Source organism: Acinetobacter sp. UBA2581 (assembly GCF_002339435.1).
GTDB lineage: Bacteria > Pseudomonadota > Gammaproteobacteria > Pseudomonadales > Moraxellaceae > Acinetobacter > Acinetobacter variabilis.
The window spans coordinates 1-23,248 of the sequence record NZ_DDLD01000064.1; the positions used below are offsets into that span (position 1 = coordinate 1).

Consider the following 23,248-nt stretch of genomic DNA (forward strand, 5'->3'; position numbering starts at 1 on the left):
TTACAAACAGATCATCATCGCCACTGGTGAAGGTGCCAAAGCATCATTATCTGCCTTTGATTACATCATCCGTTCTGGTCAGTAATCCTTAAAATTCATGAATTAAAAAAAGCCCGCATTGTGCGGGCTTTTTACTATCTTAAAGCTGATTTATTCCTGTAGTAATTGAGCAGCCAGTTTTTCAATATTTCCCATTTCAGGATGTACAGCAGCGACATTGGCTAAAATCGTAACTGCCTTTCTCTTGTTTAAATCAATCATCAAAATAGCAGAATGCCCTGCGGTATTTCCCCCATGCCAGATGATTTTGGTGCCATTGTCCTGTTCTCGCACAAACCAGCCCAATCCCAATTGGTAGCTACCTGCTTTTTCTGTAGTTGCTTGCTGAGTTAATTGTACTGCCGCATTTTTTGCATCGAGCTGAGCTTGTGCAAATCTGGTTAAATCTGAAGCTGTAGAGAGTACACCGCCCGCAGGTAAAAAGGTATCAAATGTCCAGGTGGTGATTTCTTTTCCTTGGGCATCAAATGCAGGCACAAGTTGCTTAGCTGCTTGATCAGGCGAGGTATAGCTATTTTTCATCCCATACTTTTTAAATACATATTCATTGAGTAACTCAGCAAAATCCTTATTTTGCGATTGACTCAAACTCTGTCCTAATAAAGCCACAGCCAAATTAGAATAATGTGGCACTTTTCCACTGTTATTTGCATGTTCAAGCTCTAATGAATTTTTTAAATATTCTTCCAGTTTAGCTGCATCATATTCCTTATATGGATCAGTATCATCATCTACTTCCAAATTACTCGGTAGTCGTGGCAGTCCAGACGTATGATTGGCTAAATCCTGAAAGCAAATCTGGATATTGTCCTTGAATGGAAAGGCATAATAAGGATTAATCTTGTCATCCAGTTTAATTTTATTTTGTGTCACCAATTCAGCCAATATAGTTGATGTCATTACTTTGGTAAGAGAACCAATTGCAAAGACTTTATCCTAATTGGCCTTGGCCAGGATTTTGTCCTTATGTTTCTGTACCCCATAGTAATGGGTTTTGTCTTGATCTAATACCGCTATAGCCACTTGAGTCTGCTCTGGAAAAGTCCGTGTAGCCTGATAAATTTTCTCTGCAATCGCTTTTGGATAGCCTTGAATAGCATTGACTGTCTTATTATTTGCTGCAGTAGATTCGATATAGGGCGTAAATAAAAGGCCGGAAATCTGTTGATCATTATTCAAACTCATGCTGAGTTTCAGACGGTCTTTTTCAAAGTTGGCCTTATAGACTGCAGTCTCTTTACCTTTAGACTCTATATAGTCAATACTTTGTATTTTGCCGAGTTGCTGCTGTAAGTCTTTAGAGACTTTTTCAAACATATTTAAAGGAATCGCCTTTTTCGCTTCAGGTGAAAACTTTTCAAAAATTGCTGCATAATTTTGCGCATTAAAATCCTGCTGAAACTGGGTAATAACTTCCCTTTCAATATCCGATTGTGCATAAAGACTGCTCATACAGAGCAAGGATGATAAAAACAGTGATATTTTCTTCATGAGATCAGTATTGTTCCTTAAGTTTATAGTGCACTTTCATAAAAATTATTGAAATTAAACATTTTTATAGACTTAATACAGTGCAACGAATAGTTAAAAAATAAGCAAAATATATTCCATATCATTCTATTTTGTGGAGCAGATCAATTCATCTAAGTTCTTGCCCTGTCTATTTCCCATTTTATACTTGTTGTTCTTAAGCTCCACTCGAACTGGTTCAAAAATTGCTTATGAATTTATAGATAGCATAGTTAATTATTCCAGAGAAATTTCTCGAAATAACTTAATAATGTTATGCACTTAGCCAATTATTATTTGTTTTCCTCACTAAGACTTGGGTAACTTTTTGTTATATGACTTGTCAGCGTCTAATTGCATCATTAATATGACATGTAGGCCTAAAATAAAAGTCCGTGAAAGATAACAAAAAAAACTATCAGAAATGTAATGGAGCTTAGCAATGTACTATCAATATCACTGTGCGTGCTGCGATAAAGTTGTGGAAGCTGGCCAAAAAGAATGTCATGCTTGTGGCTCACATAATATTCGCAGCCCTTATGGTTTTTGGATTTTATGTCTGGTGGCCTGTCTGGTTACTGCAATCGCGTTCAAGGTAATGCATGTTTATATCCAGTCACAGCAGCAGGAAGTGCCAGCTCAGTCATCATTATTTGATGTGCTACAACAAGATAATAAACGTCCGCGCTAATTTTCTTATCCTCCAGCAAGACCTGACTTGGATCAGGTCTTTTTTATGCGCTTTTAACTTGAATATGAAATGCTACCAGAATAGAAAATTTGAATTACAATAAGTCATCTTGCAGTGAGAGATGAAAATGGTTCAGTTAATTAAAAAAGGCGGCTTACGTGAGCGTGCCAATCGCAGTCGCAGTTATCAGGGTTCGGAAAATACTGAGACTACCCTTAAACCGAATCGTTATCAGTCTCCAGTGCAGAAACAGGATAATCTAGTTTCTGACGCTTCCGCTGTACAGCAGCTTTCTAACGAAAACTCCTCTGTTACCCCATCGAATTTAGATTTTTAGTTCATTAGAACCAGCGCGTCATACCATAACCAGACTGCAAAAATCAGGAATAACCCGCCTGAAATCATATCGATATAACTTCCTGATCGCTGGTAAGCCTCTTTAATTTTAGGATGGGAAATTAATAGCATTAGTAAAGTAAAAGTAATAAATGTTTGCAGCGGAATAATCACTGCCAGTTGCGCTTTTAAATAATCAGAAGCTGATGAACTCAGTGCAAGTGAAAATACGCTACTGAAATAGATCAGAGTTTTAGGATTCGACAGATTAGTCAATAAACCCTGCATAAAATAACTTTTTGGTGCTTCTACCGTATTTAAATCATCTTGAGTTTGATGTCTGTTCTGAAAACTTTGCCATCCGCCTTTTAACATGGCCCAGCCCATTTTGGCCAAAAATAACCCACCGATGACCATCAATACCTGCTGAATCCAGGGAAACTGGTCGATCAATACGGTAAAGCCTGCTAGCGTCAATACCACCCAAACTACGATCCCCGCTGAAATTCCAGCAATCACCTTTAAGGCATTCATACGTGTCGTAGAGGCTGCACTTTTTGCGATAAGTAAAATGTCAGGACCGGGGCTTAATTGAGCTACAAAATGTAGAAAACAGATGGTAAAAAGCAAAGACATTTAAAAAAAGATCAAATGGTAAAAAAAACTATTATAACTTTTGTTTAACGAAATTAGAAAGTTCCAATAAAAAAGCCGAATCATGAGATTTGGCTTGAAGTATTTATATTGAAAGCGTAATTTTATTTCTTGTTCACATCTTTCATTTCAATTTTCTTGGGTTCCGGGGTCACTTCACGGGCTTCACCATCAATAATGGTTGAATCCCTATGACCACCCTGCTGGTTTTGCATATCCTGCATTTGACGCATCATTTCCGCAAACGGGTTTTGACCTGCACCGCCACCGACATCGCCCATCATGCCACCCATCATTTTTTCCATCATGGCTTGCTGACGTTTCATCATCATTTTCATCATGGCTGCCTGGAAAGCACGTTGTACAGGTGGAATCAGCATTAATACCGCAAGTACATCACTAATCAAACCAGGAATCAGCAGAAAAAAGCCGGCTAAGATCTTAGGTAAATTATTCGATAATGCCGGATCTGCACTCATCTGTCCCATCTGCATTTGCTGCATTTGCGGCATAACGCCGGCCGAATATTTCCGGATTAGGTTCATACCGATAAAGAAGGCCGCCACGAACCAGAAAAATACGTACCACATGCTCCCGACAAGGTCACCCACGCCAATCCATACAAATACTTCGAGGACTAAGCCGGCCAGGATAATAAGAAATAATTTCATGAAAATTAATCTAATCTCAGTAAAATAAATATTAGGATGCTGTAATCAACTGCTTCATCAGGATCAAGCTTTTTTGATACGCTTATGTAACAATATGGGCATTATTTTATTTTTAAAGTGCAGGCATGTCATTAATTATTGGGATTGATCCCGGTTCACGTCTAACAGGTTACGGTATCATCCAGAAAGAAGGTTCAAAACTTACTTTTGTTGATGCAGGAACGATTAGAACTGAAACAGCGGAAATGCCTGAACGTTTAAAACGAATCTTTGCCGGTGTAGAACGGATTGTCAAATTTTACGGCCCGACCGAGGCTGCGGTGGAACAAGTGTTTATGGCACAAAACCCGGATTCTGCTCTTAAATTGGGTCAGGCACGTGGTGCCGCAGTCGCAGCCTTGGTGAATCTGGATCTGAAAGTTGCTGAATATACAGCGCGTCAGATCAAACAGTCTGTGGTGGGCTATGGTGCTGCAGACAAAGAACAGGTTCAGATGATGGTTATGCGTATTCTGAACCTGACAATAAAACCGCAACAAGATGCTGCCGATGCACTTGCTGCTGCGATTTGTCATGCCCATGCTTCAGGCAGCATGAGTAAAATGGCCGTATTGAATGCCTTGGGCGGTATGGCACGCGGACGCAGCCGGGTCAGCACCCGCCGCCGTTAATCTTCGGTTAATACTTTAAAGTCCTGAAAATCCGCGTCTTGGAGATTCAAACTCTGCTGATGTATTGCAGTGACTTTTGCACGTTGTGGTCCAGTTCTGCTGAGCTGGATCATTTTCCGAACAATCGCTTCCTTCCCAACAATGATAGCCTCAACTTCGCCTGTTTCCAGATTACGTACAAAACCCTTTAAACCTAATTGAATTGCTTGTTGTTCAAACCAGCGACGGTAGCCCACACCCTGCACTTTACCCTGAATGATTAAATGAATGGCCTGCATTTTTATTTTCCTTAGTGGTTCACAACCTGGTAAATGGCATGTTTCATATCTTGCGCCTGTAAGCCGCGTTCACCCTTTTCCGCCAGTACATCACCTGCAAGTGCGTGCAAAGTTACGATCTCGTGTAAATGGATAGTATTTCTAAATTGGGCTTTCAAACTGGCGATCATGCCAGCAAGTACATCTCCCATTCCTCCGGTTCCCATACCGGCATTGCCTGCGGTACAAATATAAAGATCATCCTCTAAAATCAGACTACCTGAACCCTTGAGCACCCATTGTCCCTGATATTTTTGCTGGAGCTGTTTAATTGTCTGAATGCGATCTGCTTCGACTCCTGATGCTTTCATTTCTAGCAAAGTAGCCGCTTCACCCGGATGCGGTGTTGCATAAGTATGGGCATTCAAATTTTGTGGTGCTTTTGCCAGAAACCACAAGGCATCTGCATCGAGAACTGTCTCCAGTTCTGATTGCTGAATCAGGTCAAACCAGTAATTATATTGCTTCTCAGCCCAAGCATCGCGTCCTAACCCCATACCAAAACAGACAGCATCCACATGACGAACTAAAGCTTGGCGTTGCTCAGCATCTAGCGCATTAATATCACGCAGCATGATATTCGGAGCACGTGACAAAATGGCAGTATGATGTTTGGCATCACAAACCACAGTGACCTTACCTGCACCGGCAGCAAAGGCTGCCTCAGCTGCCATAATGACCGCACCACCCATATCAGCATGCCCCCCAATCACGAGCACATGCCCATAACTGCCCTTATGTCCAAAAGCTTCACGTTTAGGCAGATGAATTTGAGTCGAGGAAAGTTGGGCAATCGGCACAAGTTCAGCATCGGGAGGAATAACCGAGATGACCTCTACCTTGCCGGCATATTCTTTGCCTCGTCCGGTAAATAGTCCCGCCTTTAAACCTAAAACATTAAAACTATGATCTGCCTTAATGGCAACCGGCAAAGACTGGCCTGTATTGGCATGCAGTCCGCTTGGAATATCCACTGCAATTTTAAGACCTTGCTGGGCATTAATGCTTTGAATAATCTGTTGCCAATTTTCATTCAGATCACGGTTCAAACCGATCCCAAATAAGGCATCAATATAAACTTCATATTGTTTCTGAAAATTAAAACCTGAATAAGTAGGTATACCGATTTGCTGAGCTTCCCCGATTGCTTGAGCCAGATCCTGTGATGGACCGGGTTCTGCTGTATAAATATCTATTTCAAAACCGACCTGTTTTAAATATTTTCCTACCAGATAGCCATCACCGGCATTATTACCCTGACCGCAACAGACAGCGATTTGAGTCAATTGCTGTTGTTCCAATAAAGGGATGAGTCGCTGCGCAATCGACCATGCCACCTGTTGCATCAAACCATAAGAACTATTTTGCTTGCCAAACCAGCGCTGCTCCCATGCTTGTATATCACGGCTATGATAAACTTGCTGCTGCATTTCTTATTTCCTGTTTCTGGTTTATGACAACACCCGATTCCCAAGCGCAAATTCAAGTTTATCAACAAGATCCAAATGAACTGAAAGCGTGGATCAAAGCGCAGGCACGAGAGCTGGGTTTTTCTGATTGTGTCATTGCCAAACCGGATGCTCAAGCAGAATTAGTACGTTTGCAGGAATATTTAGACCGCGGCTATCACGGTGATATGAAGTTTCTGGAAGAAAATCTGGAAAAACGTGCCAATCCCACACTGCTTATTCCCAATACCAAATCCGTGATCTGTGTACGAATGGACTATCTGGTCGATCTTCCAAAACCGCGCTTAGTGCCCTATGCACCAAATTCTGCGATTATTGCCCGTTATGCCCGTGGTCGTGATTATCATAAAACCATGCGCGGGCGCCTAAAAATGCTGGCTGCAAAAATTCGGGAAAAAGTCGGTGAATTTGAATCCCGCCCCTTTGCAGACTCTGCACCTGTATTTGAAAAATCTCTGGCCGAAAGTGCGGGCATGGGCTGGACCGGTAAACACACTTTATTAATCCACAAAAAATCCGGATCTTTTTTCGTTTTAGGAGAACTGTTTAGCTCATTGGAACTGCCCTTTGATGAGCCTGCAAGCAAACATTGTGGTTCATGCACAGCCTGTATTGATATTTGCCCGACACAGGCTATTGTTGAACCTTATATGCTGGATGCACGTCGCTGTATTGCTTATTTAACCATTGAATATAAAGGAATCATTCCAGAAGAGTTACGTCGAGGGATTGGTAACCGGGTTTTTGGTTGTGATGATTGTCAGTTGATTTGTCCGTGGAACAGTTTTGCCCAGAAAACCAATATTGAAGATTTTCACCCCCGACATGGACTGGATCAAGTGAGTTTACTGGATCTCTGGCAATGGGATGAAGCTACATTTTTAAGCTCAACTGAAGGCAGTCCATTACGGCGTACCGGCTATCAGAGCTTTATGCGCAATATTGCGATCGGCTTGGGTAATGCGCCTTTTGATCCACAGATTGTCCAGGCATTACAAGCTCAGCAGAATCAATATGATGAGATTGTACAAGTTCATATTGACTGGGCCATACAGGAACAACTGGCAAAATCCCGGTAATTTTCAATTTTTACTTCGGTTCACATTTTCTCGTCAAAGCCTTACACAGTTACTGTGCAAGCTATGGCATAAAGGAAAAAGAATGGAAATAAAGCCGGAGGTGGATATGCAAAAGTCATCTGATACACAACATCAAAATCAGGAACAGCTTGAAGAGTTGCAACATCAACACCAGAAGGAGCAACAACAGCAACAGCAGCAGTCACAACATGGCCCGCTTGGCTCTCCAAAAAATAATCAGCACGAACAAGATGAACGTGTATTAAACAAGCAACATCGTAGTGATTTACAAAACCAGAATATTCACGGAAATCATCGTGAATAAAGTCCGATCAAGAGTTCAACAACAAAGCCCACCTTGTGTGGGTTTTGTTTTTTCTATAAGGTCATATTTTGCTAATGAAGACGGCGATACTTTTACTTAAGATGGAGCCTGATAAATAAATATGAACAAGGATGGACAGATGAACAGTATTGATCCAATACGTAATGATTGGTCTCGTGCAGAAATTGAGACCCTGTATCAACAACCTTTAATGGACTTACTCTTTCAAGCTCAACAAGTTCATCGTCAATATTTTGATGCCAATACCATTCAGGTCAGTACCCTGCTCTCTATTAAAACCGGTAAATGCCCGGAAGATTGCAAATACTGTTCTCAGTCCGCACATTATGATTCCAAACTCGAAGCGGAAAAACGAATCGCAGTAGAAAAAGTAATTCAGGAAGCTAAAGAAGCTCTGGCTTCTGGCAGTTCACGTTTCTGTATGGGAGCAGCGTGGCGTAATCCGCATGAACGTGATATGCCTTATGTGCTGGACATGATACGTGAAGTCAAAGCACTTGGACTCGAAACCTGTATGACTTTAGGCATGCTGAATGCCTCACAGGCAGAACGCCTGAAAGATGCTGGTCTGGATTATTACAATCACAATCTGGATACGTCACGTGAATACTATTCACATATTATCAGTACCCGCAGCTTTGATGACCGACTAGATACACTGGATCATGTGCGCCAAGCTGGCTTGAAAGTGTGTAGTGGTGGCATTGTAGGCTTAGGTGAAAGTCGCAATGATCGGATCGGTTTATTGTTTGAGCTTTCTACACTTCCGATTCACCCAGAATCTGTACCTATCAATATGCTGGTGCCAATTGAAGGCACACCGATGGCAGATGTTGAAAAACTGGATGTGATTGAATGGATTCGAACTATTGCAGTGGCCCGCATTCTGATGCCCAAAAGTTATATCCGTCTTTCGGCAGGCCGTGAATCACTGACTGACTCAGATCAGGCATTGGCATTTATGGCGGGTGCCAACTCGATTTTTTCAGGCGAAAAACTGCTAACGACTCCAAATACAGCCAAAGGTCGTGACCAGCAGCTCTTTGAAAAATTGGGACTGGTAGCAGAACAACCTAAGCCAAGCATCCGCGCATTGGCGACTGATGCAATGGCAAGTTAATTGAAATAATTCAAGATGCTGAAAAGTTATGTGCAGTAATTAAAATGCCATAACTGGAATTGAGATAATCACCGATCCGGATCTGGTCTGTTCCATTGGCATGATGTACGACCAGTTCCTGCGTCAGTGCATCAAAACTAAAAGAGTCATAACAGTCCTGATGCAGGCTTAACCAGTGCAAAGTGTCAGCCAGATTTTCATCTACAATATAGGTTTTGGCATGGAAATCTTTGCTCATTTAAGCCTTCTCATCATGTGATACTGGTAATGATTTTAACGGATATGAGTTTAGATTAAATATAATGGATATAAAAAAGTGAGCATATTGCTCACTTTTTCTTGCAGTATTTTTTTAATCTCTTTGGGTACCACATTTGCGGCATTCCCAATCTGCCCCAATTTCCTCCATTTGCTGGTATTCATAAATGTGCAGACAAAATATTTTTTTTAATAATCGAAGCATTGCTAAAACTCCTGTAATTATTTTTTATCAGCTTCCTGATCTTTCTTCCTGAAACATCCATGATTTTGGTTTAAAAATCATATTATATTTATTAACATATTTTTACATTCTGTCAAATACACTTCATCTGCTTTTTAAAGTTTTCTTTCGATTCAAACATCATCATTTCATAGGTTACTGATTTATAGAAGTTATCTTTAATCAATAAGGTTTTTATAAGACAAGGAATTGAGCTTTAAACTATTCTATAGGCTATATAACGCCTGATTCAGTCAATATCAGGCTTAGAGAGATTCGAAAAAGACTGAAGATAGATTCAGGCTTTCTATAAATTCGTTCAAATAATTTTGTCGGAATCATTACAGTGTAGCTAACTACTAGCCAGAGTTTAATGCTTTTAAATTCCTTAAATTTCCTCTATAAAATTGAAATTTGAAAGCTGCTTTTTAGTTTGAAATAGATCATAAAAAAGTGAACCAGAATCTGCTTTAGTGCCAACTAAGAAGAAATGATCAAAATATTCTTCGCCTTTACCTGGAATGATCTATTACCTACTAAAAGATTTTTATAATGAATTTTTAGACCAAGCAAATTCGAATCGAGATCACGCATATCTACTTCCTTTGCCTATTTTAATGTGACGAAGTCGCATCTACAGCTTTGGTATAAGGTACTTCTTCACATTATTAGATTAATATAATCATCATAAAGTTAGAAAAAGGTTTGAAATGCGACAGGTTTACATTTCTTTTGATTCTTCACAAAAACAATAATAATTACCATGGGTGTAAATCATGAATTATTGTGAGAATAAGGAATGATGACAGAGCAAAATCTGATACTACACAGACAAAAAATTGATCAGCTACGCCAAAGCAGTAGTTTATCGCTATCTTATGCTGCACAGCTAGAACAGAGCATTCGCGCTGTCGATCAAAACCCAACAGTCTAGCTGCGTGTTTTCCAGCGAACATTACATGCCATCGGTCCAAGATATGGCCTGTTATGCTGCACCCATTATTGATCCGTATTCCAAACACATTCTGGGTGTAATTGCCTTATCCACTGAATGGCAAAAGCATAATAGCTTGGGTCTACTGGCAGCAGAACGCTGTGCCTCAATTATTCAATCTGCTTTACTGGAATCACAAAGACAGCGTTTATATATTCGTGCTTTTTTTGTCCCACAGGTCATTTTTAATGGTAAAGCTTTAACAATTACACCACGTCAGACTGAAATTCTTGCGATTTTAGCTTTATATCCACAAGGTTTAAGTATGGATAATCTGCATCAGGCGCTCTATGGTGAACGCAAAGTGAGTATGGGTACCTTAAAAGCAGAAATGTCACAACTTAGAGATCTTTTAGGTGGCATGTTGGGTTCACGGCCTTATCGTCTACTCGCTCATGTAGAAGCCGATTTCCTGCAAACAGAACAGTCTCTGGATGCCGGTTATATCGATTCTGCGTGATGCCATTTTTAAAGCAAATGAAACGGATGTATTGCTTAAACATGTAGCTCGTTTCCCCGAAGCAATTGATACAGTAAAACGCTTGATTGAATTGATGCCAAAGAGTCAGCCAGTGCATCAGGCATTACTTAAATTTCAGGATATTTAAATATTAGCAGTTATTTAATTTTAACTTTTATGCTTATAATAAATTTTCAATTGAGCTAAAAATTAAAAAATCACCCCATACTTTAAAATTTATAATTTTGATTGCTTTTCATTTAATAAACTGCGGACAGAAATCACTTATAGCAAGATATATGATTCTATTCTTATCAAACCTACAGTATATTATCCTGCTTCAGAATAAAAGTATTTAGTTTCTGTTTTTGAGCTAATTAAATTTTTGAGAAAAGAACAACGCCTGCTCCTTATCCCCTCAAGGATTTAGGATAAGCCAAAATGACCGTATGGAGATACGTTTTCTTGGCCCGCTTTCAAAAAGCCGTGAGCAGGGTCGTAAAAAAATGTAAGTCCATCGAGTGGAGAGTTGACTTACATAGAGGCTTACAGCGCCGTTTTAAAAAATTTTGACTACTTGTGCATCCCTAGCCTTATAAAATAAACATAAGGGATAAGTAAACCGTTTTTTTTTAATCTGTAATTTCCTAAAAGCTATGGTTTGATTCCTTCTATCATTTCTCTTTTATTATCAAAGGCCTTTACCGTAATAGAAGTATGGAATAAATCTGTAGAGAAACCTACCTACCAAAATCCTACCTTTTATGGGGTTATTCTATTTTCTAAATATACTGATAATAAACTTGGATCTGCTTCTATACTTTATTTAATTAATTACATAGTGCTTATATGGAATCTGGAATTAAAAAGCACTTAAGAGAGTTACCCTTAAGTGCTTGATAAATTTGGTGGGCCCAGACAGACTTGAACTGTCGACCAACGGATTATGAGTCAGAACAATAATTCATAAAATAAACAATAAATACAATAATTTAACCAATAATCCTGATGCAAAATCCAATAAAAACAAGGAGACTTCACCCAATAAAAACAACTTCTTGATTTGTAAGACGTTACAGGTTTTCAGACTTCAAAATAGCTTCTCTAAGCTATTTCTATACTTGATGTAAATATAAGGTATATAAGCTGATTTTTCTGGCATGGGTTTGCAATAGACCCTAAAAAGACCGTAAAAAACTGCTAGACCCTAGTAGATAGATCCCAGAAATATAATGATTATTTGATTGACCCTACAAGACCATAACTCTTTTTCCAATTGCATCTCAGACCTTAATCTATCCCAATTGAACTTTAATCACCCTGTACAGGGTATAGTTTTTTTGCAGTAGACCTATGAATGGGGGGGAGCCTATTTTTATTTTTTTATTTAATACCGAACCTCCCCCTTCAAATTGGCATTTGTCCTTATTCATAAGGGCTTAGCCAGTTTTGCAATATGGGATATTTGCTCCCCTTTATTTGGATTTTCTTCTCTCGATGTAACTATCTAAGTATAGAATTTCTCTCGATCATAAAATCCAAATATCACATGGACTTCACCGCATTCAGTCCTATGAGTTTTATTCTGATATTAAAAAAGGTGAGCAAAGCCCACCTTCTCCTACGATCAAATCTACCCCTCAATCATACTTCTTCGTAGATCTCAGTTAAATTTTTTATTTTTCGCTTTTTACGACCAGTTTTTGCATCATATTCAACATTATTTACAGATACGTACTTAGTTCTAAAGGATCCTTCCAGATCATTGAACACATAGCCATATGCACCTAGACTATTGAATCTCACTTTCTTCTTGTCATAAGGTTTTTTATCATTTCTCACTTCGACATTGGTATATCTTTTCAAAAACCGAATCGAACCGCCATCCGTGAAAACTAACTGTTTCTGATTATTTACATATACATCGTTCAAGGGGTGCTCTTCAAGGAGAGCAACAACAGACCTGTTTTTTGCAAGCAACTTAAGCCAACTGTTCATTAACTTCGTAATCTCAGCATACCCATACCAATTTTTCCCCCATTCATTTTTGGGTAACCATTGCTCTAGCCCCTTCATGACAGATTTTACAAGGGGATGCATTTTATATTGAAAACCAATAGCCATTACACTATTAATCCGATTCTTCTGGATGGCGTCAGCTATATCTACAATATTACCCAGACGATCACTCAGTTTCCCCATCTGTTCAAAAATTTCATAATGAACTGGTTCCTCACTTTTATCATAGAGGTTAATTCCATCTTTTACATTTTCTTGTAAATAGCTAATGACAGTGTACGAATTCGTATGAACTCTATCGATGACATCAGCAATCACTTCAGGAATGACCTTTTGCTTCATTTGCTTCATTTCTTCCGCACATAGCTCTAGGTTAGCAAGCAATTCACTATCAAGTACATCCTGCGATAAATTTACTTTCACTTGAGCATGAGGCATCAACCCTAATAGGCGAAACTTTAGGTAACTACTATTGAAGTAACATTTATGCAAGTCGAGTTGGTATCGTCTCCCTGCCAAACTTGGTGTATTTAGACATATTTTTTTATTATCCAGCATAAACCCCTTACACTGTAATACTTCATCAGTCAGTGCATTGAAGGCCTTAACCCTGTCCATTTTGTCGTTAATCAAGTCCTCAAAGCCCTCGAACTTATCTTTGTTTATTAGCTTCAGGACTTCATATTCCAGATAATATTCCATCTTTTTAAATTGTTCGTCCATCGTAGACACATGTATTTGGTGTTCCTTGTTACAGTCAATCTTTTTCACCTCGATGTCTTGTGAAAGATGAATAAATATAGGTGGGTTTGCTTTACGCATTCGCCCAATAAATTGGGTAATTTCTTCAGGATGAGCGTATTGACCCATGATATGCACGCTATCGACTTCATCATCGACATTATTCAAGTTAATGGCTTCATCCATAATAGAAGTGCAGAGAACTACTTGGTATTTTGAATCTAGTTTAGAAACACTCAACATCTCAGTACATTTTTTACGGGACATTTCATCCCGATTGATAAGCATTACTGAGTAACCTTGTTTCTCTAGGTATTTCTGAATGAGCTTAGATTGTGCAATGTCATTCAGTCGAACCAGTACAATTTTTTTCTTACCTTCTTTCTTTGCTTCTGAAAGACGAGTACAGATATGGCGCAAACCATTTAACTTGTGTGCCTCTTTGTATCTTAGAATATGAATACTGCGGTTTAGGTCTACCGGTTTGTGAATATCAAAATAGTGGCTGATATTAATGCCAAGCTGTTCGAATAACGGCTCAGTTAAAGTAGCTGTCAACAAGACAGTCTGGTCATATTTATCATTTTTTACAGATGACAATAAGGGATAAATCGCTTTGTCACGATAATTTCCAGCAGAATAAAGCTTCTGGCACTCATCAATCACAACAACAGTTTTTTGATCCAAATAATTTTTTATTTTGTCATATTGGTCATATGTAATGACTACACTGGATTTGCATAAGTTCTTTAGCCTTTCTTTGGGAATTGACTTTTCTCCATGTATAAAATGGATATTTGCCTGATGCCCATAGTCTTCTTCACATTGCTTGACCTGAGCAATGGTTGGACAACATAACACCACATTGTGATCACGCATTAAAGATTTAAGCACAAAAGTAGTTTTGCCCGCCCCTGTATTGGCTCGGATCAATGTATTGCCATAATGCAGTTGAATTCTATCTTGAATGGTTTCGTCTGCATTCAATTGGATAACCTGTTTTTTAGGTAATTTAGACACGAGTTCTCCTATGAGGTGCCTTTGATGGCACCCCAGATAAAAAGTGATTTGAATTAAGGTGAGTTAAGCGACTTTCGCTTCACGGATTTTGCTTGCTACATGTTCTGATGCAGCCAGTAAAGTGTCAGATTGCAAATGGGCATATCGCTGAGTCGTTTGTGGTGAAGCATGTCCAAGTAAATGCTGTACCACGTATAAGCTTTGCCCACTGTTTACGGCTAAGCTGGCAAAGTTATGACGTAGGTCATGAATACGCATATTGTCGATCCCTGCAATAGCCATTACTTTGTCAAAGGTTTTACGGATATCATTGAATGCCAAGCCTGTTTGTGGATTGGCGAATATATAACGATGCTGTTTAGACATCTGATGAATAATAGACAGAGCATCTTGATTCAAATGTATGCGTCTGGCCTTACCTGACTTATTTTCAGATAGCAGCCATACGCCTGTTTTAAGATCAACGTCAGTCCATAGCATATCCAGTGCTTCTCGCTTACGCACACCAGTCAGCAGTAAGAATTTAATTACAGCAACAATGACCAGATTACTGATGCCAAACCGTGTTGGCTGGCTGAGAACATTCATCAACTCTTTCAGCTCATCATCATTGAGATAGCGTTCTTTTTGGTTATTCTCCTTATATTTTTTCACTCGTTGTACTGGATTAATTTCAATTAACTCATGATCGATTGCCATATTGAAGATTGATGATAATAATGCTCTTACACGATTAATGGTCGCATTACTCAGCTTCTTCTGATGGCGTAAATCCGCAATTAACTGGCTTAATTGTCCCGATGTAATATCCTTAAAGGTATAGTTCCCCAGTACAGGCGCAATATGCATTCTTAGGCGTGATTCATCATCACCATAAGATTTCTTACGACTCTTGGCCTCAACCAAATAAACAGTTTGTGCAAACTGACCAAAGGTAACTACCTGTGGCTTCAGTTGCTGCGCAAATGGATGACATTTCTGACTGATTAAGCGATGGTATTTCTCTACCTGTGGCTTTAAAGCTTTAAGTTTCATAATAATATTACTATGAGAACATGAACCCAAGCTTTGGGATATTTTCTTACCTTCGTAAGTCAAGCGAATAATGAACCGAATACCTTCAGCGTTACTGATAAATTTCAAGCCTTTGAAGCCAGAAGTTAATTTGCTGACATCATATTCTTTGCCCTTTTCAAATTGGGACCAATCGATATTTTTAAGTGACATATAACATACTCCTCATATCAAAAAAATAATATATTCAAGTTAATCAACCATATACGAATGAAATGATTGTTCTTTTGCTTTTTTAAGGGCGCAAAAATCCCTAGCGGGTTAACGCTATTTATCGAAAAATTAAAGGTTTTTATCAGGGTAGTGACGGTATAGATCACTTAACGAACGAACTTACCGATTTACATTGAAGTTAGCAGTTGCATGCTGACTGCAAACTTTATGTAATACCCATTAAGGTCTTCTTGAATATCCTTTCCCTGCATTCCACAGTTGAACAGATCAGTGCACAATATCTGTTCAAGATAGATTGTTTATAGGGTTCAGCTATCTATTACTTTGAATCTGTAAATGATGAGTTCATTCGGAGTTCCTCTTCCTCGTCTTCATCATCAAACATACTTAAAAAATCGTTCAAATCATCTATCAAAACAACAACAGGTTCGTTGTCGAAAGGATCTGTTGATTCTGACAACTCATAACCGCACTCATCTAAAAGTTCATTAATCTGATCGTCAGTCAGTTCAAGATCATCACGGTTTGCTACTTGTACATTTAACTTGTCCATTTAAATTTCCTCTGTGGTTGATTGGAACAAAAACAGATTATCAATAAAGTGCTTTTTTCCGAAATCTGGGTTGCAGATCATTTTTTTATTAGAATTATTAGTTTATTATCAATAACATAAGCTATATAATTATGGATTATTTATAGCTATATTTAGACTTATGGCAATTCCAAAACATGTATTTAACATTTTAAATCACAATATTGACCTAGTATTTAACAAGCAATTTAAAGCGAAATATTTGGTCGAACTCGCAATCCCATGTCCAGCTCATGCTAATGATACTTCTTCGATAGGTGAGTGTTTGAACCCATATTGTGGAGAGCCTATTGATCAATTACAGGCGTATGACTATTTAAATCAGTTCAAGACAGACCACCCCTATGCGCAAATTTCAGAGCAACCTAATGAACATTTCCAAGATTTAAAATTAGTACCTAGACTCGTTAATAGATATTATGACAAACATGGCTTGATCATTCCGCTTGATCAGAATTTCAAGCAAAAAAGAGTGAATGATAAAGAGTTTCAGGATTTCATTACTAAAATTTTAAATAAAGATGGCTTCAAAAGTTCTGGCGAGTTATATCATCGCTTTATCTACGAATTTAATTTCAATCACTGGAAAGAATTTCAAATCCAGCATAATGCTTTGCAGAGTAAATATGGAATGTATAGGCTCCATCCCTATATCAGTAGGAATACATTTAACCGTTATTTAAGAGAATTTTTTGAACAGAATAAAACCCAAATGTCCCAGTTCAAGTATAAAATTCTGAAGTCACCAAACACAAAGATTGGATATTACACTCGCAAAAATAGAACTAAAAAAATCATTTCTAGTGAAATCTCGAAATAGGCAGCCCCAAGGACTAGTAGACCCTTAAACTGCTTATCCTGTACACCTATCAAGCCTTACCAACAAAAGAAAAAGAAAAAAATACCGTAAAGCCGAAAAGCTTTACGGTTCATTTTACGGTACGTGCTAGGGTCAATAGTCACTGGGCAGTAAGATCGTGGTTACTGATCGATCAGCTTCGGTTATGATCCAGATTTTATCCTTGGAAAAGTTGTAGCTGGATAGGATGCGTAATTGCATCAGTAAAGCTTCTTCATTGGATTCCCGATCTTCTTCACACACATCACCCCAATCTCCCTGATGATGTCTTGCAAGTAATGCCAATAAGTCAATGTTTTCAGCTTCAGCGAAGCGAAGTGCATTCGGTGTAGACACGACTTGGCCTAAAGCAAATAAGTTTCGCTTGGTCATAAAATTCGCTCAGATTAAAGTTAATAGTGAGGTTGCTACGTCAGGAGTGGTGTTACAGGTCTACATCACTTGTAGTTGATGTTGTTCAAAAATGGCTTTCGGAACATAGATCAAGATACCTTCGTTGTCGTTGAGCAAAATACAGATCTCAAACCATTCCTTTTTCTTTTCAACAAATTCAATCTCTCCCATGTTCAGCTTTTCAGAAAGACTGAAGCTAAGATTTTCAAAAGGCTGAATCAGGTCTTGCTCATCTTCACAAACAACAAACCACCCATGTAGGGTGGCTTGATAAGGTTCTTCATACTGATGCTCAAGGATTTGCATCGTTTCAAGAATGGCATGAGCTATGGGCTGTTCATGCACTTTCTGGATATCTGCTTTACTCTTGATCAATTGCATCTTCACTACCCTCATCCATTGAAGTAGATTCAACTTTTTCAGCAGTTTTATGCTGACGCTTTTTTGTGGATTTCAGTCCAGTAGTTTTATCAGCGTGAGATGAATCGATATCTTCTTGCCCTGCTTTCAGATGGCTTTCCAGACCAATTGACCAGAGTTCATAGTCTTCATTGACTTCCAGCAAACGTGCAGTTTGTGGATGGGTATGAATCACGTTCTGATCGACCAGCACAGCCCCTAAAAAACTTGAGTTATTGACTGACTTACCAATGAACAGTGATTTCAATGCGGTAGCATGGAAAGGCTTGCCTTCTTGGTATAACTTACCAAGCAGTTGAATAATGTCATCGACTTTGATCAGTTCTGCACTAAAGCCTCCTGTAGACTCATTCTTGCTTAATGCAATACCAAAAGATTGATCTTCACTGTGTTGCCATAATTGATAGTGCAGTTGACCTTCAGCACGATCAGACAATTTATTGCAGGTAAAAGTATGAATCAGGTTATAGCCTATTTTGTCATGAATACGTGGTTGCATGGTTTTGATTCCTGTAGACGTAAAAAATCCCAATACACCGAATGGCATATTGGGATAGATGAAATTGAAATGGTTTACTTATAAGATGACTTTCAACACAGCACAGACTTTGGTCACGTTATCACTATCCATGTCATTGCAGACACGAATAGCATTCGCTATGGATTGGGTTTGATGATGCGGAATACATTCCAATACATCTGACACTGATTCAAGTTCTGGATAATATTTTTTCATGGTCACTCCTTTGGCTTCAGACCATATAAATAATATGTATATAAAATTGCCTTTGATGCAAAGTAACTATACGCAGGCCTTAATCTATATCTATTAAGCTAGAAAAAATTGCTGCTTAACTGTCTTTTAAAGTTACTAACACCTATAAAGCGCAGTTTAGTTTTTATTTTATTGATAAACCATTTTAAATCAGATATTTTAAAAAGATAAATGGTCGACACAAGACACTTAAGCCCTTGCTATTGTTGTAATAGGCTAATGAAGATATCACCTAACAGTGACGTAAGCATGAACCCTAATGATGATACTGGTAGTCGAATCAGCAATGATCGTACCTGTAACTATCGTCACAAACACAATAGTCCTCCCCTTCTTTATCATTATGAGATAGCTTAACAAGTACATAATGACAGCGAGTTTACATGCTATTCCATGATTATTTTTCAGATAACTTCGATATTATTTTCAAACTATTCAAACAAAAAAATCATGCTACTTATGAAAGTAAATATCATACCAATTACTTATCATTGAAAGGCTTTGAACAGAATTTAAAATCCCATAAAACGAATCTGATTTCTGCAATCAAATCAAAAACTTTTAGGTTCTCTTCTTTATATCCAGTCGTTATCTACGATAAAAAAAAGCCTGAAAAAAAACCTAGATTAATCTGTATTCCAACGATCCAAGATCGGCTAGTACAAATGATCTTGATTAAATATTTGGCAGAACATCATAAAGATGATTTAGCTATGTTCAAAAGTAGCGATTTTTCAGTTGAGGGAGTAGGAATAATACAAGCTAGACAAAAAGCAAAAGACCTACGCTCTACCAAAGAATTTGTCTTGAAAACCGATATTTCTTCATTTTTTGACAACTTGGATCGTTCTCAATTAATCAAGGATTTCAGGCAAACTCTACCTTTGGATATCTTCTATCTTTTTGAATCAATCGTAAAATGTGATCCACTTATACCTTTAGACTATTCAAAAAACAGAAAGCAGCTCATTCAATCTAAGTCAGGCAAAGGAGTTCGACAAGGTATGCCTTTGTCTCCTTTAATAGCGTCTTTTTATCTTTCCGAATTTGATGAATGGCTAAAAAGAAAGAAATACAAGCATGTTAGATATGCAGATGATCTCATCTTCTTTTTGGATTCAAAAGAACAATGTGAATCCGTGTTCCTCGAAGTTGAACAACAATTAAAAAATATTCAGCTAAGCCTACCTAGGATAGATGAAGAAAGTAAAACCCAAATTATTGCTCCGTACCAACCTGTCACATTCCTAGGGTTGGATTTATCATATGAAAACGAACAATATAACTGGTACATTCCAAGTCATATTATTGCGAACGTAGAAGATTCCCTTACAGAGTTAACCTCGATATCAAAGAATATTCAGAAAAAGCTAACTTTTTCAAAGACAATAAATCGCATGGAACAAATTGTTCTGGGTTACGCACATTGTTATAAAGACGCTGAATCCAAAAACCTCAAGGACTTTAGAAATAGGCTTTGTGATACTCAAAGCAAAGCAATAAATATGCTATTTAAAAACTTAGGAATTGATATATCCAAAGTTCAAACAGATCACAAAAGCTATCTTATTGGAACATCAAAATTACCCCTATTGCAGAAAACTAAATAACAGCCAAGATCAAAAATAGCAGATAAAGATAAAAGGATATCTACGCCAAAGTCTGTCGCAATACTCCTTTTATTACATGATAAAAATAGTATTTATCGGTAAACTAACCACAATTTGCTTCATATTTTAATAAGGTTCAAGATGACCCAGGTTCAATTGCAACAACTACAAAGACAGCTATGGAATATTGCCAATGATTTACGTGGAAAAATGGGTGCTGATGAGTTTCGTGACTACATCCTCGGTTTCATTTTCTTCAAATATTTGTCTGAGAAAGCAATTACCTTTGCCAATGAGCTTCTGAAAGATGAAGGCATGGCGGAAAAGTACAATGAATTGGATGAAAGCAATCCTGACCATGCAGAACTGATCGAAGGTATCAAAGAAAACTCGGTAGATGAAGTGGGTTATGCCCTATCTCCTAGTCAACTTTTTCATACCCTTGCAGAACGTGGTCGTCAAAATCAATTTATTCTGGATGACTTAGCCGAAACACTAAGAGCGATTGAACGTAGTACATTAGGTGCTGAATCTGAAGATGACTTTGCTAACCTTTTCGAAGACCTTGATATCAACTCAACCAAGTTGGGTAATAACGCCAATGACCGAAATGAGTTAATCAGCAAAGTACTCACTCATCTGGACAATATTGATTTTGACTTGAGTAACTCAGAATCTGATGTTTTGGGTGATGCTTATGAATACCTGATTGGTGAATTTGCTTCTGGTGCAGGTAAAAAAGCAGGTGAATTCTATACTCCTCAAACTGTATCTACCCTCCTCGCCAAAATTGTCACACAAGGCAAACAGCGCTTACGTTCTGTATATGATCCGACCTGTGGTTCAGGTTCTTTGCTATTACGTGTTAAACGTGAAGTCAAAGACGTAGATATGATCTTTGGTCAGGAGATGAACCGCACCACCTATAACTTGGCACGTATGAACATGATTTTACATGATGTGCATTTTGCCAAGTTTGATATCAAGCAAGAAGATACACTGACACGTCCTCAGCATATTGATATGCGCTTTGATGCTGTAGTGGCTAATCCTCCATTCTCAGCAAAATGGTCAGCAGATCCTATTTACTTACAAGATGAGCGTTTCAGCCGTTATGGTAAGTTAGCCCCAAGTTCAAAAGCGGATATGGCTTTTGTTCAACACATGCTTCATCAATTGGATGAGCAGGGCACAATGGCCGTTGTTCTTCCGCACGGTGTATTGTTCCGTGGCTCAAGTGAAGGTGTCATTCGTCAGTACCTCATTGAGAAAATGAATGTGGTAGATACCATCATTGGTTTACCTGCCAACATCTTCTATGGCACATCTATTCCAACCTGTATCTTGGTACTCAAGAAAAATCGTACCCATACAGGTGATATTCTGTTTATTGATGCTAGCAATGATTTTGACAAACAGAAGAACCAAAACAAGTTACTCCCTGATCATTTGGATAAGATTATTGATGCCTTTACACAGCGTCAGAACATCGAGAAATATGCCAAAGTCGCCACGTTGCAAGAAGTCAAAGACAATGACTACAACCTAAATATTCCACGCTATGTCGATACTTTTGAAGCTGAAGATGAAATTGATCTGAATGCCATTGCACAGCAACTCAAAGACCTTGAGCAGCAAAGCCAGAAAACTGATGAAGTGATTGCTGAATTCTGTAAAGAGCTAGGTATCGACTCTCCTTTTGCGGAGGTGAAGTAATGTCTGCACCAGCGTTAAGATTCAAAGAATTTGATGGGGATTGGCCATCTGTCCCACTCAAAGATTTTGTCTCTTTCCGGAAAGGAAAAGGCATCTCAAAAGCAGATATTCAAGAAGATGGTACATTTCAGTGTATTCGTTATGGTGAACTCTACACTACATATGGACAAGTAATCACAACAATTAAATCCAGAACTAACATATCACCATCAGAAAGTATTCTCAGTCAGAATGGAGATGTAATTATCCCTGCATCTGGAGAAACACAAATTGACATTGCGACTGCCTCTTGTGTAGCTAAGGAGAATGTCATCTTGGGTGGTGATCTGAATATTTTGAGCCACCAAGAAAGTGGTGAATGGTTAGCCTACTATCTAAGCTCAGCTAAGAAACTAGAAATCGCTCAGTTAGCACAAGGAAACTCTGTAGTCCACTTGTACTCTTCCCAACTCAAAGAACTAAAGGTTAATAAACCCACTAAAGCAGAACAAACCAAAATTGCCTCTTTTCTTTCAGCAGTAGATGAAAAAATCACTCAATTGACACAAAAATACCAACTCCTCAGCCAATACAAACAAGGCATGATGCAAAAGCTGTTTAGTCAGCAGATACGTTTTAAAGCGGATGATGGTAGTGAGTTTGGGGAGTGGGGAATAACTTCAATTAAAGATGCTGTAAGTTTCATAAAAGATGGTACTCATGGCACTCATCAAGATGATCCTAGTTCCAACCTATTTTTATTAAGTGCTAAAAACTTACAAAATGGCAAAATTGTGATTGATGAAAAAGACAGAAAGATCAATCAAAAAGAATTTGATTCAATTTATAAAAACTATAATTTGAAAGATGGCGACATTCTTTTGTCGGTAGTTGGCACGATTGGGCGTGTGGCAATATTTAAAGACTATTATGAATCTTATGCTTTTCAACGTAGTGTGGCTTTTATGCGTTTCAAAAAGGCTTTACCTGAATTCATATTGTCCCGTCCTGAAATAAG

Annotated in this window: 22 protein-coding genes and 5 pseudogenes; 13 read left to right on the plus strand and 14 right to left on the minus strand. The window is 38.3% G+C overall.

Annotated features, from left to right (window positions below):
- Positions 1-85, plus strand: a pseudogene (locus B3Q46_RS07595) (pyridine nucleotide-disulfide oxidoreductase); the annotation flags it as partial.
- A gap of 65 nt (positions 86-150) precedes the next feature.
- On the opposite strand, the pseudogene B3Q46_RS07600 reads toward B3Q46_RS07595, so the two are convergent.
- Both B3Q46_RS07600 and B3Q46_RS07605 read right to left on the minus strand, forming a co-directional pair.
- Positions 151-984, minus strand: a pseudogene (locus B3Q46_RS07600) (serine hydrolase domain-containing protein); the annotation flags it as partial.
- Positions 985-996: 12 nt separating this feature from the next.
- Entirely contained in the window at positions 997-1,551 is a 555-nt protein-coding gene (locus B3Q46_RS07605; protein WP_004784052.1) for a DUF3887 domain-containing protein, read from the minus strand.
- A 460-nt stretch (positions 1,552-2,011) separates the two neighbouring features.
- On the opposite strand from B3Q46_RS07605, the gene B3Q46_RS07610 reads away from it, so the two are divergent.
- On the plus strand, positions 2,012-2,260 hold the full coding sequence (locus tag B3Q46_RS07610) for a hypothetical protein (RefSeq protein ID WP_004784054.1): 249 nt from the start codon (positions 2,012-2,014) through the stop codon (positions 2,258-2,260).
- 127 nt (positions 2,261-2,387) lie between these two features.
- Entirely contained in the window at positions 2,388-2,597 is a 210-nt protein-coding gene (locus B3Q46_RS07615) for a hypothetical protein (protein WP_286714065.1), read from the plus strand.
- Here the strand turns inward: B3Q46_RS07615 and B3Q46_RS07620 are convergent.
- Both B3Q46_RS07620 and B3Q46_RS07625 read right to left on the minus strand, forming a co-directional pair.
- Positions 2,594-3,232: a LysE family transporter gene (locus B3Q46_RS07620; protein WP_004784057.1), complete on the minus strand. Its 639-nt coding sequence runs from the start codon at positions 3,230-3,232 to the stop codon at positions 2,594-2,596. The two genes, B3Q46_RS07615 and B3Q46_RS07620, sit on opposite strands and share 4 nt — an antisense overlap.
- 122 nt (positions 3,233-3,354) lie before the next feature.
- Positions 3,355-3,921 (minus strand): FxsA family protein, encoded by a 567-nt coding sequence (locus B3Q46_RS07625; RefSeq protein WP_004784060.1) that lies wholly within the window; start codon positions 3,919-3,921, stop codon positions 3,355-3,357.
- A gap of 125 nt (positions 3,922-4,046) precedes the next feature.
- Here B3Q46_RS07625 and ruvC point away from each other — a divergent pair, with 125 nt between their 5' ends.
- Positions 4,047-4,592: a crossover junction endodeoxyribonuclease RuvC gene (gene ruvC, locus B3Q46_RS07630; RefSeq protein ID WP_004784062.1), complete on the plus strand. Its 546-nt coding sequence runs from the start codon at positions 4,047-4,049 to the stop codon at positions 4,590-4,592.
- Here ruvC and B3Q46_RS07635 read toward each other — a convergent pair.
- Together B3Q46_RS07635 and B3Q46_RS07640 are read right to left on the minus strand one after the other, a co-directional pair.
- A complete protein-coding gene (locus tag B3Q46_RS07635; protein ID WP_004784063.1) occupies positions 4,589-4,870 on the minus strand; it encodes an acylphosphatase in 282 nt (93 codons plus the stop codon). The two genes, ruvC and B3Q46_RS07635, sit on opposite strands and share 4 nt — an antisense overlap.
- An 11-nt stretch (positions 4,871-4,881) precedes the next feature.
- Entirely contained in the window at positions 4,882-6,339 is a 1,458-nt protein-coding gene (locus tag B3Q46_RS07640) for a bifunctional ADP-dependent NAD(P)H-hydrate dehydratase/NAD(P)H-hydrate epimerase (protein ID WP_004784064.1), read from the minus strand.
- A 23-nt stretch (positions 6,340-6,362) separates the two neighbouring features.
- Between B3Q46_RS07640 and queG the strand changes: the two genes are divergently transcribed.
- The 3 genes from queG to bioB all read left to right on the plus strand — a co-directional run bounded on the left by queG (position 6,363) and on the right by bioB (position 8,923).
- Positions 6,363-7,457: a tRNA epoxyqueuosine(34) reductase QueG gene (queG, locus tag B3Q46_RS07645; protein ID WP_004784066.1), complete on the plus strand. Its 1,095-nt coding sequence runs from the start codon at positions 6,363-6,365 to the stop codon at positions 7,455-7,457.
- A gap of 106 nt (positions 7,458-7,563) precedes the next feature.
- Entirely contained in the window at positions 7,564-7,782 is a 219-nt protein-coding gene (locus B3Q46_RS07650; RefSeq protein ID WP_004784068.1) for a hypothetical protein, read from the plus strand.
- 139 nt (positions 7,783-7,921) lie between these two features.
- Positions 7,922-8,923, plus strand: a complete 1,002-nt coding sequence (gene bioB / locus B3Q46_RS07655; protein ID WP_004784070.1) for a biotin synthase BioB — start codon at positions 7,922-7,924, stop codon at positions 8,921-8,923.
- A gap of 10 nt (positions 8,924-8,933) precedes the next feature.
- Here bioB and B3Q46_RS07660 read toward each other — a convergent pair whose 3' ends face one another.
- Positions 8,934-9,161, minus strand: a complete 228-nt coding sequence (locus B3Q46_RS07660; RefSeq protein WP_004784071.1) for a hypothetical protein — start codon at positions 9,159-9,161, stop codon at positions 8,934-8,936.
- A gap of 1,142 nt (positions 9,162-10,303) precedes the next feature.
- On the opposite strand from B3Q46_RS07660, the pseudogene B3Q46_RS07665 reads away from it, so the two are divergent.
- A pseudogene (locus tag B3Q46_RS07665) lies at positions 10,304-11,006 on the plus strand (transcriptional regulator); the annotation flags it as partial.
- Between the two features lie 1,496 nt (positions 11,007-12,502).
- On the opposite strand, the gene B3Q46_RS07670 reads toward B3Q46_RS07665, so the two are convergent.
- The 3 genes from B3Q46_RS07670 to B3Q46_RS07680 all read right to left on the minus strand — a co-directional run bounded on the left by B3Q46_RS07670 (position 12,503) and on the right by B3Q46_RS07680 (position 16,439).
- On the minus strand, positions 12,503-14,638 hold the full coding sequence (locus B3Q46_RS07670; protein WP_034704665.1) for a DEAD/DEAH box helicase: 2,136 nt from the start codon (positions 14,636-14,638) through the stop codon (positions 12,503-12,505).
- 63 nt (positions 14,639-14,701) lie between these two features.
- On the minus strand, positions 14,702-15,865 hold the full coding sequence (locus tag B3Q46_RS07675; RefSeq protein ID WP_034704661.1) for a tyrosine-type recombinase/integrase: 1,164 nt from the start codon (positions 15,863-15,865) through the stop codon (positions 14,702-14,704).
- Between the two features lie 340 nt (positions 15,866-16,205).
- The gene (locus B3Q46_RS07680; RefSeq protein WP_034704659.1) at positions 16,206-16,439 is read right to left on the minus strand and encodes a hypothetical protein; all 234 of its coding nucleotides are present in this window, start codon (positions 16,437-16,439) and stop codon (positions 16,206-16,208) included.
- Positions 16,440-16,599: 160 nt separating this feature from the next.
- Between B3Q46_RS07680 and B3Q46_RS07685 the strand changes: the two genes are divergently transcribed.
- A complete protein-coding gene (locus B3Q46_RS07685; RefSeq protein ID WP_034704657.1) occupies positions 16,600-17,298 on the plus strand; it encodes a hypothetical protein in 699 nt (232 codons plus the stop codon).
- A 132-nt stretch (positions 17,299-17,430) separates the two neighbouring features.
- Here B3Q46_RS07685 and B3Q46_RS07690 read toward each other — a convergent pair whose 3' ends face one another.
- From B3Q46_RS07690 to B3Q46_RS07705, 4 genes are all read right to left on the minus strand, one after another.
- Positions 17,431-17,709 (minus strand): hypothetical protein, encoded by a 279-nt coding sequence (locus tag B3Q46_RS07690; RefSeq protein ID WP_005236233.1) that lies wholly within the window; start codon positions 17,707-17,709, stop codon positions 17,431-17,433.
- 60 nt (positions 17,710-17,769) lie between these two features.
- On the minus strand, positions 17,770-18,111 hold the full coding sequence (locus tag B3Q46_RS07695) for a hypothetical protein (RefSeq protein ID WP_286714066.1): 342 nt from the start codon (positions 18,109-18,111) through the stop codon (positions 17,770-17,772).
- Positions 18,092-18,649 carry a hypothetical protein gene (locus tag B3Q46_RS07700; RefSeq protein WP_034704652.1) on the minus strand — a complete coding sequence of 186 codons (558 nt, stop codon included), beginning with the start codon at positions 18,647-18,649 and terminating at the stop codon, positions 18,092-18,094. The genes B3Q46_RS07695 and B3Q46_RS07700 overlap by 20 nt, the downstream gene beginning before the upstream one ends.
- Positions 18,650-18,727: 78 nt before the next feature.
- A complete protein-coding gene (locus B3Q46_RS07705) occupies positions 18,728-18,886 on the minus strand; it encodes a hypothetical protein (RefSeq protein ID WP_005236238.1) in 159 nt (52 codons plus the stop codon).
- Positions 18,887-19,308: 422 nt separating this feature from the next.
- Between B3Q46_RS07705 and B3Q46_RS07710 the strand changes: the two genes are divergently transcribed.
- The 4 genes and pseudogenes from B3Q46_RS07710 to B3Q46_RS16430 form a co-directional block, all read left to right on the plus strand.
- The gene (locus B3Q46_RS07710) at positions 19,309-20,535 is read left to right on the plus strand and encodes a reverse transcriptase domain-containing protein (RefSeq protein ID WP_034704648.1); all 1,227 of its coding nucleotides are present in this window, start codon (positions 19,309-19,311) and stop codon (positions 20,533-20,535) included.
- Between the two features lie 141 nt (positions 20,536-20,676).
- Complete coding sequence (locus B3Q46_RS07715; RefSeq protein WP_286714067.1) at positions 20,677-22,251, plus strand: type I restriction-modification system subunit M; 1,575 nt, start codon at positions 20,677-20,679, stop codon at positions 22,249-22,251.
- Positions 22,251-22,745 (plus strand): annotated as a pseudogene (locus B3Q46_RS16425) (restriction endonuclease subunit S); the annotation flags it as partial. The gene B3Q46_RS07715 and the pseudogene B3Q46_RS16425, both read left to right, overlap by 1 nt.
- Positions 22,725-22,902 (plus strand): annotated as a pseudogene (locus tag B3Q46_RS16430) (restriction endonuclease subunit S); the annotation flags it as partial. The pseudogenes B3Q46_RS16425 and B3Q46_RS16430, both read left to right, overlap by 21 nt.
- Positions 22,903-23,248 lie beyond the last annotated feature (346 nt).